The following is a 14,340-nucleotide window of genomic DNA, read 5'->3' on the forward strand; positions in this document are numbered from 1 at the left end:
CATCCTCACCAAGATCGAGCGGCAGTCGGGCAAGACCATGATGATCTGCGTCTCCCGCTGCACCGGCAAACGGCTGGTGCTGGACGTCTAGCCCCGCAGCCCGGGCTCGGCCCCGCGAGGGCAGGCCGCCCCGCCGTCGAAAGGAAACCCGCCCGGCACGGACCGACGATCTACTTAGTTGTCGAGCGTCAGCTTCTGCTTCTGCACCACGTCCTTGTAGACCGCGTACTCGGCCTTGATCTGTTCGGCGAACTGCTCGGGTGTGTTGGCCACGATGATCGAGCCGGTGTCCTCGATGCGCTTGCGCACCGCCGGGTCTTCCAGCGCCTTCTTGGTGCCGGCACTGATCTTGTCGACCACCTCCTTCGGCAGGCCCTTGGGGCCCAGGATGCCGTAGTAGGCCATACGGTTCACCGGCTCCAGGCCCACTTCCTTGAAGGTGGGCACGTTGGGCAGCTCCTTCAGCCGCTGCGGGGCGGCCACCACGATGGGCACCAGCTTGCCGGCCTTGATGAAGGGCAGCGCCGAGGGCAGGTTGTCGAAGATCATGGGCACCTGACCCGCCACCACGTCATTGAGGGCCGGACCGGCGCCGCGGTAGGGAATGTGGGTGATGAAGGTGCCGGTCACGCTCTTGTACAGCTCCATCAGCAGGTGGCCGATGCCGCCCGTGCCGGAGGTGCCGTACGAATACTTGCCCGGGTTCTTCTTCAGCTCGGCGATGAAGCCTGCATAGTCCTTGGCCGGAAAGCTGGGGTTCACGGCGATGACGTTGGGCGTGGCCGCGATGTTGATGATGGGCGTGAAGTCCGTCAGCGGGTTGTACGGCGTCTTGGGGTTGATCGCCGGATTGGCGGCCGTGCTGGACACGGTGGCCACGCCCAGCTTGTAGCCGTCCGGCGCGGAGCGCGCGGTCTCCAGCGCACCCACCGCGCCGCCGCCGCCGGCCTTGTTGGTGACCACCACCGGGTGGCCCAGGATCTTGCCCAACGGATCGGCGATGACGCGGCCCACGATGTCGGTGGTGCCGCCGGGTGCGAAGGGCACCTGCAGCTCGATCGGCCGCTCGGGATAGCCTTGCGCGAATGCGGCGGGCGCCGCAACGAGGGCGGCGAGCACGGCGCCACCCGCCAATGCCTTCCAGGGACTGCGTTGCATGGTTGTTTCCTTTAGTCGTGATCGGGAGCGGCCTCGTTGCGGGCCGGCCGGCAGTGTGGCGCGGCGGCGACGCGGCGTCGTCCGTAGCCGCGGGCCGGCGGCCTCCGTGGCGCTACGCAGGGGTTATCCCCAATCCAACACGCGCAGTTCTAAAGGCCGTGCTCGCGCAGGAAGCGATACAGCCCGTGGCTGTTGGCCACGCCCAGCTTGGCGAAGACATGCGCGCGGTGGGTCTCGATGGTGCGCAGCTCCACCGGCGCGAGTTCCTGCGCGATCTCCTTGTTGGGCTTGCCTTCGGCCACGAGCCGCGCCACCTGCATCTCGCGCGGCGTGAGCTTCTGCCACAGCGCCTGGGCCGCGTGCAGCGTCTGGCGGCGCTCGGCCCCAGCCTGGGCCTTCTCCAGCGCCTTGGCGACCGCGGCCAGCAGGCGCTCGTCGTTGCAGGGCTTTTCGAGCCAGCCCAGGGCGCCGTTCTGCACCGCTTCCACCGCCATGGGAATGTCGCCGTGGCCGGAGAGGAAGAGCACCTCCAGCGCGCTGCCCCGCTCGCGCAGCGCGTCGAAGACCTGCAGCCCGCTCATGCCGCCCAGCCGCAGGTCGAGGATCACGCAGCCCGGATGCTGCAAGTCGGCCCCGGCCAGGAAGTCCTCACCGCTCTCGAAGGTGCGCACGGCATAGCCACGCGACAGCAGCAGCAGGCCCAGCGAGCGGCGCACGGCCTCGTCGTCGTCGACGACGCACAGGTTGTTGGCGGGCAGGGTCATGGTGGGGCGATGGGCAGTTCGAGCGTGAAGACGGTGCCGCCGCCTTCGCGCCCGGCAAAGGTGAGGCGACCGCGGTGGGCCTCGACGATGGTGCGGCAGATGTTCAGCCCCAGGCCGAGCCCGCCTGCCCGCGTGGTGAAGAAGGGCGCGAACACCTGGTCGGCGATGGCCGGGTCGATGCCGGTGCCCCGGTCGGCCACGCGCAGCTGGATGCCGCCTTCGCGCCGCTCGGCGTCGATCTCGAGCCGGCGTTCGGCGGGCGGCACGCCGCGCATGGCATGCAGGCTGTTGGAGACGAGGTTGAGCAGCACCTGCTCCAGCAGCACGCGGTCGCCGCGCAGCAGGGGCAGGTCGTCGGGGATGCGCACCTCGGGCACCACCTGGCCTTCACGCAGCTCGCCGCGCAGCAGGGCCAGCGCCTGCGCCACCAGCGTGGCGACGGCGCAGTCCTCGGCGCCGGCCGTGCGCTGGCGCACGAAGCCGCGGATGCGCCGCACGATCTCGGCGCTGCGCTGGGCCTGGGCGATGGTGTCGTCCAGGCTCTGAGCCAGCAGCGCGCCGTCGCCGCGCTGCGCGAAGGCCTTGGCCGCGCTCGCGAAGCTGCTGAGCGCCATCAGCGGCTGGTTCAGCTCATGGGCCAGCGTGGAGGCCATCTCGCCCAGACTGGCCAGGCGTTGGGCGTGCTGCAGCTGGGCCTCGTTCTGCCGCTGCAGCAGCTCGGCGCGCCGCTGCTCGGTCACGTCGACCACCGAGCTCATCCAGCCCGCGTGCCGGCCCTCGGCATCGATCAGCGGCGAGGTGTAGACCATGGTGATGACGTCGTGCCCGTCCTTGTGCCGCAGCCGCGACTCGTGACCGGACTGCGAGGGCTGGCCGCTCATCATGGCCTCGTAATGGTGCCAGTGGCGCGTCACCTCGTCGGGATGCCAGTACGGATAGGGCGGCAGCCGGCCCAGCAACTCGCCGGCCTCGAAGCCGGTCATGCGGCAGAAGGCCGGGTTGACGTAGGTGATGCGGCCTTCCACATCACGCGCGCGCATGCCCACGGGCAGTGCGTCCTCCATGGCCTTGCGGAAGGCATTCGCCTCGCCCAGGGCCTGGGTGCGCTCCTTGACGCGCAACTCCAGCTCGCGGCGCGCGTCCCGCTGCTCGGCAAAGCGCCGCTCGCGCAGGCGCCAGTACAGGCCGGCCAGCAGCAGCAGGCTCAGGCACAGCAGGGCGACCATCCAGGCGCTTTCGCGCGTGCGCAGCACCTGGTCGTGGTCGGCCATCACGGTGAGCATCCACGGCAGGTCTTCCACCGGCTCGCTCACCGCCAGGAAGTGGCGGGCCTGACCGTCGATCTGCGTCCGGACCAGCATGCCGGGTCGGTCGCCGTCCGGCGTCACCTTCCACGGCAGTTGCGGAAAGCTGGCGCGCGGGCCGTACTGCTGATCGCGCCGCACCTGAGCCAGCCCCTCGGCATCCACCGGCCGCGTGGCGTGGTAGAGCCACTGAGGCACGGAGCTGAGGAAGACGATGCCGCGCGTGTCGGTCAGCAGGATCGGATCCTTGGCCAGTCGCCAGGAGTCCTGCAGCTGGCGCAGGCTCACCTTGACCGTCACGACGCCGAGCACCTGATCGCCATCGCCGCGCACCGGTGCCGACATGAACAGCCCCGGCTCGCCGGTGGTCTGCCCCACCCCGTAGAAGCGCCCGCTGCGGCCCGCCAGCGCCTCGGTGAAGTACGGCCGGTTGGCATAGTTATGGCCGACGAAGCTGTGCGGCGCCGCCCAGTTGCTGGCGGCCAGCGTGACCCCGCGCGCGTCGATGAGGTAGAGCACATCGGAGCCGGCCAGGCGGTTGAGTTCTTCCAGGTAGCGGTTGGCGCTCTGGCCGAGTGCGGCCTGCCCAGGCGCATTCAGCAGTGCCAGCACCACGGGATGCAGGGCGGCGGTGAAGGGCAGGTGCCGGTAGCGGCCGGTGGCATCGCGCAGGCCTGAGAGCTGCACCTCCGCCGCGCGGCGGATTTCGTCGGCCTGGTTGCGGGCGGCGCGGTCGGCGGCCCATTGGCCGGCCAGGGCGACGACCAGCAGCGAGAGTCCAAGCAGCGCGGTCCAGACCGCGAAGCGCGGCCAGTGGAATCTCGCGGCGGAGATGGAAGCCCCGGGGTTGGGCGCAGCGACGGCAGGTGGCATGGGCGATAGGCCGGCCATTCTCTTCGAGCAGGCTGGGGCGTCGGAGGCCAACGAGAGGACGCAGGAATCGCGGGCTGACTCCGCCTCGTCCTGGGCCATTGCTGGCCGTCAGATGCGCCGCGCCAGCTCTTCCGCGAAGAAGTCGGTCACCTGCCGCACGGTCGCCGAGATGAACCGGCGACTGGGCCACACCAAGGCCAACGCGCGGCTCTCCCCGACGAACTCGTCGAGGACGGTGATGACCTCCGCATCCTCCGGGCTGTCGGTCAGCGACGCTCCGTGGAACATGCCGATGCCCAGTCCTGCGCGCACTCCGGCGAGGATGGTCTCGACCGTGTTGGAGGCGAGGTTGCCGCCCACGCGCACAGTGATCGGCCCGGCCGGGCCGCTGAAGGCCCAATCGGTGGCGCCGTCGTAGACCAGGCAGTTGTGCTGGGTCAGCTCCTGCGGATGCCGCGGCGTGCCGTGGCGCTCGAAGTACGCGCGAGAGCCGGCGCACACCAGCGAAGTGCTGGCCACTTTCCGCACCACCGAATCCGCGTGGTAGACGGGGCTGACGCGGATCGCCAGGTCGACGCCTTCGGCAATCAGGTCTTCGGTCCGGTCGGAGAGACGCACGTCCAGCTGGATCTTCGGGTGCAGCGTCAGCAGGCGCGGCAGCAGCGGCAGCACATGCAGCCGCCCGAAGGTGGAAGGCGCTGCGATGCGCACCGGGCCGGCGATCTCGTGGACGCTGCCGGCGAGTTCCTCGTCGGCCTGCTGCATCTCTTCGAGGATCGGCTTGCTCCGCTCGTAGTAGCGGCGCCCCGCCGGGGTGAGCGCCACGCTGCGCGTGCTGCGGTTGAGCAGCTTGACGCCCAGGCGCTGCTCGAGCGCGCTGACCGACTTGCTGGCCATCGACTGCGAGCCGCCCATGCGGCGGGCGGCGGCGGAAAAGCCACCGGCCTCCACGACGGCGATGAAGGCACTCAGTTCCTGGAATCTATCCACGGCCCCTCTCCGGCTCATTGATTCGTTCTAAGAATAGACGATGTGCTTCATGACGGGATTATCAGCACGTAGAGCGGAAATTAAAGTCGATTCATCGATGCGCGACGGCCTCTGCAATACACAGCGTCCGCCCCGTCGGTGCCCCGCACTCCGATCGACCCTCCAAGGAATCACCATGACCTCCCGCCCCGACGCCCTCTCCAACGAAGCCTTTGCCGATGCCTCCGGCCCATCCCTGAACCTGGCCGGCAAGACCGTGGTCGTCGTCGGCGGCAAGACAGGCATCGGCCTGGGCATCGCGCAGGCCGCACGTGCCGCCGGCGCCACGGTCGTCGTGGCCAGCCGCCGCATCGCCACGCCCGACGAACGGCCCGACCTGGCCGGCTACCGCCAAGTCAGGCTCGACATGAGCGATGAATCCGCGGTGAGCGGCGCCTTCGACGGCATCGGCGCCTTCGACCACCTCGTGGTCACCGCCGCGCCGGACATCGGCAGCTGGGGCGCGTTCCAGGACGCGGACATGCGCGGCGTGCGCGCCTATGTGGAAGGCAAGTTCCTCGGCAGCTGGGCCTGTGCCCGGCACGGTGCACCGCACATCCGACCGAACGGCTCCATCACCTTCCTGACAGGTGGCATGGCCGTGCGACCCAAGATCGGCTTCACCGCGGTCACGTCGGCATTCGCCGCCGTGGAGGCCCTGTCCGCCTCGCTCGCGCTGGAGCTGGCGCCGCTGCGCGTGAACACGATCCGTCCCGGCTTCGTCGACACCGACATGTGGGGCTTCCTGCCCGAAGCACAGCGCCAGGGCTTGCGCCAAGCCGTGGCGCGGAACTTTCCCGCGCGGCGCGTGGGCCAGCCGCGGGACATCGGCCATGCGGCGCTCTTCCTCATGACCAACCCTTACGTCACCGGCACGGTGGTGGAGGTGGCGGGCGGCGAGAACCTGGTGCCGAGCGTCGGTTGAAAGCGCAACGGGGGCGAAGCCAAAGCCAAACTGTCTTGGCATTCCCCCCCTTCCGAAACAGACTTCCGATGGCGCACACGGGCTTCGGTGTTGTTGCCCCTACTCGTGCGCCGTCTCGCCGGTTCAGCGAGATGGATGGCTCACCAAGAGAGAAGGGGCACTCCCGGCAGGGCATCAATTGCTGACTGCCGATGTCCACTCACGGCCGGCTGCGTCTACCTACCTGTAGGACTCAGCTTAGGGACTTCCGCTACGTTGACCGGGTGGGTGTGGGCCGCTAAGTTGAGCCCATGTTCAAACCATCACAGTCTTATGCGGAATCCTGTTGATCTGGAACTGATTCGGCAGTTGGAGCCAGCTTAGTTGGCCACGGGTAGGGACCAGCTTCCACCGCCGAATTCAAGGTCGTCCTCGCACGCCGAAGCGGTCGTTTACCTGCCGGCTCTAGGAGTTGTACGGATCACGTATGCGCTGCGGAGAACAGTACTAAGAGGCGTTCTAAGCTGGTGTTGGTTCGCGAAGAGTGCCTCGGTCGAGGCTCCTCCTGCTTGAGGACAACTGCAAACTTGCGGCTTCGCCCAGTGTGAGACCGTTTTGTGGTCAACTCGACCTACTTACTACCTTGCCCGATAGGTCTTAAACGAATTCTGGCGGAAGCGGTGAGATTCATCGACGTCTACAAATCATGCACTTAGGATTTCGATACCATGGACTTCACCATGCCTACACGCCTATTTAGACTTGCGTCTCCCTTAGCGTCAAATCTTCAAAGTGACTGACCTACTTTCCATGAGACCTAGAGCCACCGGAGCAATGCGCGATGGCGGGCCCCTTACAGGTGGCGGTTATGGTGTGCCATTAAGCGCATGAGATTTCCGACCCTGACGAGGCTTGCGTCGGGCCGAGCGCCTAGCGTTGGTCCACGGCCGCCAGAACGTGACTATCTGGACTCGCAACTACTGCCAAAGCTTCATCCTGCGGATCGAAGTCCCTGAGCTTTCGGGTGCTCTTGAGAGCTTCCGGCGGCTAAGCACCCGCGACGCCGCGACCAAGGTAGACCGTAGGCCGGGTCGGCAGTCCCGCAGCTTGAGCTCTCGTAGTAGGCGCACAACGTTAACACTATCATTGGGGTCATCCTTGTCCGGTACGCATTTCCCGAAAGCACGTACCACGACTATGGACCTCTTTTCTATGCCGCCATCTTTAGGTGCGGCCGCGGAAAAACACTTCAGCTGCAAGAGTTCGCGGCTCAAGCGCTTCTCAGCTTGCGATGTGGAGCGCAGTGGTGACGAAATCAAGGCTAGTCGCCCGAGGCGGAGATACATTCGCCGCTGTCAGTTAAAGCGTCCTAAGCCAGCTAAGCGACCGCATCGTCTGCTCAAGGATCTCGCGGCTAGTCTGCGACCGCTGATGAGCATGAATGGTGCGGACCGAAATGAGTGGCGAAACTCCCGCGAAGCCGGCGGAAACCATGCTTCTGCAATCTTCCCCCGTCATATGCGACCTTGTCTCCGGCGATGTGCAAGCCCGACGATGACCTTACTTCGACTGCATTGTGTGCCCCACTTAGAGCGAGCTCACCTCCTACGCACGAGTTAGCAACGTTCACCGACGTCCGCATTTCGGCGCGCCTCCAACCCGCGGGCTTGTCCCGGTACGCTGTAGACTGGTGCAAGGACCCACGAAGGGTCGAGGAGATGTAGTGCCTATCCATCTAACTCCGTTCGGACAGACCGACTCGCTATGGACCGGCAATACTTGGGAGGTGCCCGACGAAGACGCCCTCGCGAAATGGATTGGGTGGGTAGCAATTGGCCAAGCGCTTCATGTCGCTGAAATTCTTCACTCAGTAGACCCAGGCTCTGCTTTACCCACGAACGAAGCAGCGAAATCCGAGGCTGTTGACCTTTTGACTCAAAAGGGTGCCGATCCTTGGCATCGAGATGGGTGGATGTTTCAAGTTATGTCGTGGCTAGCGGCTAATGTGGATAGGCCTGGCGCACTAATTGCGCTTCCCCATCTCATGCACGCAGACAAGGGCCTAGATGGCCTCGAAATACTGCTTGATGAATCCCAGAACGTCGTTGCAGCGATAATTTTTGAGGACAAAGCGACTGAAAATCCCCGAGACACCATCCGGGACGACGTCTGGCCAGAGCTCTTAAAATTCGAGTTAGGGCATGGAGTCAGCAGGCTGACTCAACAGGCTTCAGGGATTCTGGCGGCAGCGCAGGTCCCGAACCCGAGTGCAGCTGTTAGCAAGATCTCATGGAATACAACTAGGCGCTACCGCATTAGCATCACATCAAGTAAAAGCACGCCAAATTCGCGAAAGAGCCTATTCAAAGATTTCGAGACTACGGTGCAAGGTGGCATCGACCGGCGAAAGGCGGAACTTTTCGTGGTTAAGGACCTTAGACCGTGGATGGCGAACCTAGCCAAGAAAGCAATTGCCCAAGTAGCTGAGCTATAAGTTAAGGAGTGCCTCGCGATGTTTGACCCTTCAACAGAGGAGCTGATTCGGCACGCCCCAACCCTCGATGGGCTAGACAATAATCAACTCTCTAAAGAATTCACTCGAATATACACGACCATCATAGCGGCACGTATGCGGCTGCGTGATATACCCTCGCAAGCTGATCAAATAAGCGAGTCGCGAGTCGAGACCCTTGAAATAGTCAATAAAGAGATAAAGTTTTTAAGAGAGCTTGCAAGCACCCAAGAGGCAATTATTTCTGTCAGCCCTTCACGCGATGACCGCCGCTCTGCGGCATTTGTCGCCGGGACTGCGCACTATGTTCTCCTGCAGGCGGAACGCATCGGTGGCGCCAAGGTTACCTCACGCCTAGACGTCGACTACATATCGCCTGAAATTTCTGCGACAGTTTTGTTCATGATTGCTGGCGCTAGTGCAGACGCCGCGGAAATGGCCAGAGAGATTGAAGAAGACCATTCTCAGTGGAATCCTTATCGGTCGCCGCTATTAGCCGCTATCCGGCAACTTGCTACCGGAGATCTAGCGAACATCCAGCCACAATCAGAATTCACAAGTGGCGCCGATGATCGGCGTCCAAGCATAGAGCGCGCAGTTGATGCGCTGTACCACCTGATTTACAACGGTCTTGCGTCGTTGGCTGCCGAGATGCTGGGAAATGAGGACGCAAGCAGCGGTGGGAAATTCGCGAGAGCGGAAGCGCTATGCAGCCGAGCGGTCAGCAGTCCGTTTCAACATCAACCAATCGTCCGCATCTTCGCTGGGCCGCGACATCTAGCAGTGTTGCTTAAGATTCTGGCTGGTGACTTCCCAGAAACAAGTGTCGCTAAGCTTTCTCCACCAGATGGCAGCGATCCTGCGCGATGGAGCCGCGGCGTTCGCCACATCTCACGCCGTCGCCCATACCTCTGGCCGAACCACCTCGACGCCATCCGCAGTGGATATTTGGACCTCGGGAAATCCGCTGCAATAAGCTTTCCAACCGGCGCTGGGAAGTCAACCCTGTCCGAACTTAAAATACTCGCGACGCTCAGCAAACACTTAGATGTTGTCTTTCTGGCTCCGACGCTTTCGCTCGTGGACCAAACGGCTCGCGTTTTAGACGCGGCATTCCCTGAGGCGGCCGTCGAGCGCGAGTACGCAAGCGACGACCCATTCGGCTTCGAATCCGTCCGCCTTCCGCCGATCACCGTCATGACACCCGAAAGATGCCTCGCTCTAATGGGGTTTGAACCGAGACTGTTTGAGAACGTTGGCCTCATCGTCTTTGACGAGTGCCACCTACTTCATGCTATCGACACTGAGCGGGGAAAGCGGGCCGTGGATTCTATGCTCTGCGTGCTCAATGCGGTCGATCTGGCACCAAAGGCAGACATGCTCATGCTTTCAGCCATGATGAGCAACGCAACTCAAATAGCAGGATGGCTGGAAAGCATCATGAAACGGCCCTGTCTCGCACTGTCAATGAGTTGGAAACCTACTCGACAAGTGCGAGGCTGCCTTGTGTATCCACGTTCAGAGGTCGACGATATGAAAGCCCTCGCGAAATCACTAAAAAAGGCCGCTTCTACCAACGCACCTTCACAAAAAGCAAGACGGCAAATGCTGGCGCGACCGCAAGGTTTTTTTGGCCTTAAGCAAACATGGGACACCACGAACCGAGTTGATTATGCGCTGCTTCCATTGCTCGAAAAGCCGGTGCAGTTGGGCCTAAGTCCGTACTGGAAGCTAACGCCAAATGCGAATAATGTTGCGGCGGCCATTAGCTCTGCGGCAGTCGATGGGAGTTCGTCTCGGGTGCTAAAGACCCTTATTTTCTGCCAAACGACAGTTAACGCAAACAGCACCGCCGAATACGCCAGGGCGCGGCTTGGAGCAAATATAATTCAATTAACAGCCGAGGAATCTCAATTCTTAGACATTGCGTTACAAGAGATTGGAAGTGCAGACTGCCTGTATATTGAAATAACGTCAAAGAAGGAAGTGACTTCGTCGGCGCTACCACATCACGCACGGCTCCTACCGGCTGAGAGGCACCTACATGAGTCGCTGTATCGTCGTAAAGACGGCATCCATATTTTAGCTGCTACTTCAACCCTTGCACAGGGAATGAATTTGCCCAGTCAGATTGTTCTAATTGCCGGGGACAGTCGCTTTGACGCTGCAAACAACCAACTTGAACGCCTACAGGCGCACGAACTTCTAAATGCAGCAGGTAGAGCAGGCAGAGCGGGAGAGAGTTCATATGGATTCGTTCTTGTCATTCCCAGTAAAGTTGTCTTCTTTGACGATTCTATCGGCAGCATCCATCAACACTGGACTAACCTTAAAGAAATTTTTTCTCAATCTGACCAATGCCTTGCGATTGAAGATCCCCTTGCGCCGATTCTTGACTCTATACACTTGCATGGAGAGAGCCATGCGGCTGCTGAATATTTGCTTCGACGTCTTCCCGTTGGAGAGTCGGATGAGGTTACAGAAATGAAGTCCCGCGCCATGTTGAATCGGACATTCAATGCATACCTAAAATTGATGTCTGGAGACAAGGAATGGATTGGGTCGCGTATAGCCGCTGCAATTTCGGCTAAGAAGAATCTTGCCGATCCAGATGAAGATTCCGACTGGGCAGATGTGCTGGCGGCGAAGTTCGGCATTCATCCTTCCACACTGCGTTCGTTGGAAGAGCACCTTAAATCTCCGCCAAGTGACACTTCCGTAAACGGGTGGATCCGATGGCTGTTCGACTGGCTTAAGACCGAGCCGAAGGCCTTTATTGAGATGACTCGCCAAGAAGGTCTTGAAACGCTGTTCGGGAATAGATTTTCCGTGCTATCAGCGCCGGATGAACGAGGGGCATTTGCCATTCCGAGGCTTTTACCACTTCTCGAAGCATGGATGGCGGGGAAGCCGTATACGGAAATGGAGAAGGTGTTTGACCCCTCTCTGAAAAAGCTGAATAAGTGCGAGAACAGTCGGGATTTCGTGCTCCGTGTTCTCCCGGATTTAGCTTATGTAGCCTCACTTCCCGAATTAGTCCGCCGTTCCAGCGAAGCAATTGGCAAATCATGGATAACCCTCGAACGCCTGAGCGGATGTGTTCGCGACGGCCTAGACTCACTGGAGAAGCTCGCCCTGTATCAAATCATCGGCAGGTCAGGAGCGCGGATCGCAGCACACGAAACTTGGGATGTCTGCGAGTTTTGGACTGACGCTGCGAAGCCTGATGAGGACTGGAAGACGTTGCGAAACCGAGTCAAGGAGGGCTGGACGACGTGGCGCACCCCCTAAATCCATTTCAGCAGAAACGCCGCAATCTTCCATTCGGCGAGATTTATCGATTAACCTGAGCTATTAGGTCACCTGGAGGTCCATGACGACTACTGGAAAAATCATCAAATAACAACCCCGTCGGACTCGTGGCCCAAAACGGAACGTCGACAGGCTGATAATTTTGCACTTCAGCGTCCCCAAAGCAAACATATGTGGAGATGCACGAATAACTAGGTCTTCGTCGAACGAAATAGTTCGCACCGAATTTGAGTGGCGGCTCAAATCACATTTGTCCTCCCTGTACATTCGCAAGGCGTGCTATTCACCCTCAGATCTTTCTAGCGGGCGCAACTCGACTTGCGACCAATCTGTCAACGTCGGAGCCCCGCAGTAAAGATTTAGTGGGCATGGTTGGCGGATCGGGCTATCGCGCGCGGCACTCGATGGGCACTGGCACATTGAAGTGCAACAGCGGGCCGGCCAGGCATCCCGCCAGCAGGGCCGCAATTAGACAGAGGAGCACCGTTCGCCTCGCGGTGCAGCGCGCCCCCGCCTCCAGCTGTCAACGCGCGCCTGAGCGCTCCCGCAGAGGTTGCCTGGCACTACGGCCGGCGTCGACAGAATTAGTTGCGCCATAGCCTCCTGTTGCGGTCGCCGCTCTGCAGATGTGGCATTCGCGAGCCGATCGCGCTGGTCTGCTAGGTTGCGAAGATCGGCAGCTCCGTCGTTGCAGGCTGAAGCGTCCGCCCGTGCGGTGTTCCACTCGCCCGTCGTGCGCGCGACGGCACCCCGCGTGTGCAGCCAGGCCCAGCCGAGCCCGGCATTGCCGTCCGGCCACGCTCAGCACCAGCGCAACGGCAAGCGCCTGCATGGCCGCGGTCATCGAAACGCCGCCTCGCCGGCCTCGATGGCCTTGCGCACTGGCCAGCCCAGGAACACGAGCCGCGTCGCATGCCGGCGCCGCTGCAGCCCCTTGAACACCTGTCCTCCCGCCCTCACCCATTTCGGCAGCTCATCCGCTGCGCCCGCGTAGTCGCCGGCATTGAGCTTGCGCAGAAAGGTGCTCGGCCGGCCATCGGCCAAGTAGAGGATGCCGTCCCGCCCTCGCCCGCCTGGCCCGGTGTTGTAGACCGTCGAAACGATGGCGTCCCACTGGCACTGCGACACCGGCACATGCACGGCCTCGCGCGCGGGAGGCTCGAAGTCGCGCGCGAGGCGCCGCGCATAGCGCACGTCTGCCTCAGACTGCGTGATGACCCGGCCGACGCGCACGTCCAGTGTGTCACTCCATCCGATGGTCCAAGGTGCGCCGCTCAGCTTGGCGAACGGCGTCGGGATCGCGGGCATGTTGTACGGGTCGAAGCCCGCGCGGCGCAGCGCGGCAAAGAGCGGCGAAGCCGGGTCCGGGTAGGCCAGCAGCTTGCACGCCTCGTAATGGTGATTCAGCGCGTGGCAGGCCGGGCCCGCGCGCATCACTTCGACGGCACTATCCATGCTGCCCCCTCACGTCGCGCACCTTCGCTTCCCGCGGCGCGCAGCCTCGCCAGTTCTTGCGAGACAGAGCCAGGTGCATGAGCATGCCGGCGAGCGCCGCCACGTCGTACCAATCGAGGTCCTCGCCGCGCAGCAGGCCCAGCACCACGCCGAAGGCGAAGACCGCCCACAGCAGATAGACGCCGAAGACGCTCACGCGGTGTTCACCCGCGCGCAGAAGGTCCACGCGCACGACGCAGCCGATGAGCACAGCACATGCGGCGATGAGGCCGCCCAGTTCGATGGCTGTCGTCATGTCTTGCTCTCCAGCTTGCCGACGTGGCTCAGCAACGCACGCAGGAGCGTTGTCACGAGCACCTGCGCGCCGAATCCGGCGATCAGCGACAGCACGATGAGCACCGGCCGCGAGCTGCCGATGAACTCGGTTGCGGCCGTACCGCAGGCCGCGCCCACCAGCGTCGACAGAGCCACGAAGACGAGGGAGCGCACGCGCCCCATGCGCTCGGCCTGATACAGGGCCAGCAGCGCCCCAATGAGCCCCCAAATGAGGGCGTAATAGTCGACACCGAGCATCGCCATGGCGAGCGTCGAGGCGCTCGCGGCGATGCTGGCGACCACGTTCGAGGTCGGTTCCGGAGGCATGGGCTTAGGTCGCTTCCTCGAAGACGGCGGCGGCGCCGGCCAGCTCGCCGTCGGGCTTGGCGATCAGCGCCGTGTAGAGCCATTGCAGCGTGTCGCCTTCGGGCGTGCCCACGAGGTCGACGGCACGATGGGCCAGGGGCTTGCGGCCGGCGGCGCGCGCGTCCGCGCTCACGAAGCCCTGCAGCACGGCCTGGCTCTTGGTGCCGTCCACCACGATGGTGTATTGGCTGATGACGAAATGGGTGACAGGCGCCGGTGCCCTCGATGAGGGCTCGCGCAAAGCCCTGGCGGAAGCGGTGAGATTCGAACTCACGGACGGTCGCCCGTCGCCGGTTTTCAAGACCGGTGCAATCGACCACTCTGCCACGCTTCCTGGGTCGGCCTTCT

General features: G+C 62.7%; 11 protein-coding genes and 1 tRNA gene. 3 read left to right on the forward strand and 9 right to left on the reverse strand.

The genetic code is table 11. The features are described from left to right. Positions 1-174: 174 nt before the first annotated feature. The 4 genes from BXA03_RS11850 to BXA03_RS11865 form a co-directional block, all read right to left on the reverse strand. Positions 175-1,158, reverse strand: a complete 984-nt coding sequence (locus tag BXA03_RS11850; protein WP_076507752.1) for a tripartite tricarboxylate transporter substrate binding protein BugE — start codon at positions 1,156-1,158, stop codon at positions 175-177. Positions 1,159-1,307: 149 nt separating this feature from the next. After that, the gene (locus BXA03_RS11855) at positions 1,308-1,922 is read right to left on the reverse strand and encodes a response regulator transcription factor (RefSeq protein WP_076507755.1); all 615 of its coding nucleotides are present in this window, start codon (positions 1,920-1,922) and stop codon (positions 1,308-1,310) included. Next, complete coding sequence (locus tag BXA03_RS11860) at positions 1,919-4,099, reverse strand: sensor histidine kinase (RefSeq protein ID WP_083716066.1); 2,181 nt, start codon at positions 4,097-4,099, stop codon at positions 1,919-1,921. Before BXA03_RS11860 ends, BXA03_RS11855 begins: the two co-directional genes overlap by 4 nt. Positions 4,100-4,207: 108 nt before the next feature. After that, positions 4,208-5,089 (reverse strand): LysR family transcriptional regulator, encoded by an 882-nt coding sequence (locus tag BXA03_RS11865; protein ID WP_076507758.1) that lies wholly within the window; start codon positions 5,087-5,089, stop codon positions 4,208-4,210. A gap of 175 nt (positions 5,090-5,264) precedes the next feature. On the opposite strand from BXA03_RS11865, the gene BXA03_RS11870 reads away from it, so the two are divergent. The 3 genes from BXA03_RS11870 to BXA03_RS11880 all read left to right on the forward strand — a co-directional run bounded on the left by BXA03_RS11870 (position 5,265) and on the right by BXA03_RS11880 (position 11,835). After that, positions 5,265-6,053, forward strand: a complete 789-nt coding sequence (locus BXA03_RS11870; RefSeq protein ID WP_083716042.1) for an SDR family oxidoreductase — start codon at positions 5,265-5,267, stop codon at positions 6,051-6,053. Positions 6,054-7,818: 1,765 nt separating this feature from the next. Continuing rightward, positions 7,819-8,526 (forward strand): hypothetical protein, encoded by a 708-nt coding sequence (locus BXA03_RS26555; protein ID WP_143476293.1) that lies wholly within the window; start codon positions 7,819-7,821, stop codon positions 8,524-8,526. Positions 8,527-8,544: 18 nt separating this feature from the next. Next, positions 8,545-11,835 (forward strand): DEAD/DEAH box helicase, encoded by a 3,291-nt coding sequence (locus tag BXA03_RS11880; RefSeq protein WP_076508507.1) that lies wholly within the window; start codon positions 8,545-8,547, stop codon positions 11,833-11,835. Between the two features lie 861 nt (positions 11,836-12,696). Here BXA03_RS11880 and BXA03_RS11890 read toward each other — a convergent pair. The 5 genes from BXA03_RS11890 to BXA03_RS11910 all read right to left on the reverse strand — a co-directional run bounded on the left by BXA03_RS11890 (position 12,697) and on the right by BXA03_RS11910 (position 14,326). Beyond that, positions 12,697-13,290: a lysozyme gene (locus BXA03_RS11890; protein ID WP_234983664.1), complete on the reverse strand. Its 594-nt coding sequence runs from the start codon at positions 13,288-13,290 to the stop codon at positions 12,697-12,699. A 13-nt stretch (positions 13,291-13,303) separates the two neighbouring features. After that, entirely contained in the window at positions 13,304-13,606 is a 303-nt protein-coding gene (locus tag BXA03_RS11895) for a hypothetical protein (RefSeq protein WP_076507766.1), read from the reverse strand. Continuing rightward, the gene (locus BXA03_RS11900) at positions 13,603-13,929 is read right to left on the reverse strand and encodes a hypothetical protein (protein ID WP_143476294.1); all 327 of its coding nucleotides are present in this window, start codon (positions 13,927-13,929) and stop codon (positions 13,603-13,605) included. The genes BXA03_RS11895 and BXA03_RS11900 overlap by 4 nt, the downstream gene beginning before the upstream one ends. A gap of 28 nt (positions 13,930-13,957) precedes the next feature. Continuing rightward, positions 13,958-14,266 carry a hypothetical protein gene (locus BXA03_RS11905; protein ID WP_143476295.1) on the reverse strand — a complete coding sequence of 103 codons (309 nt, stop codon included), beginning with the start codon at positions 14,264-14,266 and terminating at the stop codon, positions 13,958-13,960. Then, positions 14,239-14,326, reverse strand: a tRNA-Ser gene (locus BXA03_RS11910). Before BXA03_RS11910 ends, BXA03_RS11905 begins: the two co-directional genes overlap by 28 nt. Between the last annotated feature and the right edge of the window lie 14 nt (positions 14,327-14,340).

Source organism: Pseudacidovorax sp. RU35E, from assembly GCF_900156165.1.
In the GTDB taxonomy this organism is placed as follows: domain Bacteria; phylum Pseudomonadota; class Gammaproteobacteria; order Burkholderiales; family Burkholderiaceae_C; genus Xenophilus.

Bases quoted from the DNA above. Each gene is read 5' to 3' on its own strand.
- BXA03_RS11850 (WP_076507752.1), bottom strand. From the start codon at position 1,158: ATGCAACGCAGTCCCTGGAAGGCATTGGCGGGTGGCGCCGTGCTCGCC.
- BXA03_RS11855 (WP_076507755.1), bottom strand. From the start codon at position 1,922: ATGACCCTGCCCGCCAACAACCTGTGCGTCGTCGACGACGACGAGGCC.
- BXA03_RS11860 (WP_083716066.1), bottom strand. From the start codon at position 4,099: ATGCCACCTGCCGTCGCTGCGCCCAACCCCGGGGCTTCCATCTCCGCC.
- BXA03_RS11870 (WP_083716042.1), top strand. From the start codon at position 5,265: ATGACCTCCCGCCCCGACGCCCTCTCCAACGAAGCCTTTGCCGATGCC.
- BXA03_RS11880 (WP_076508507.1), top strand. From the start codon at position 8,545: ATGTTTGACCCTTCAACAGAGGAGCTGATTCGGCACGCCCCAACCCTC.
- BXA03_RS11890 (WP_234983664.1), bottom strand. From the start codon at position 13,290: ATGCGCGCGGGCCCGGCCTGCCACGCGCTGAATCACCATTACGAGGCG.
- BXA03_RS11895 (WP_076507766.1), bottom strand. From the start codon at position 13,606: ATGACGACAGCCATCGAACTGGGCGGCCTCATCGCCGCATGTGCTGTG.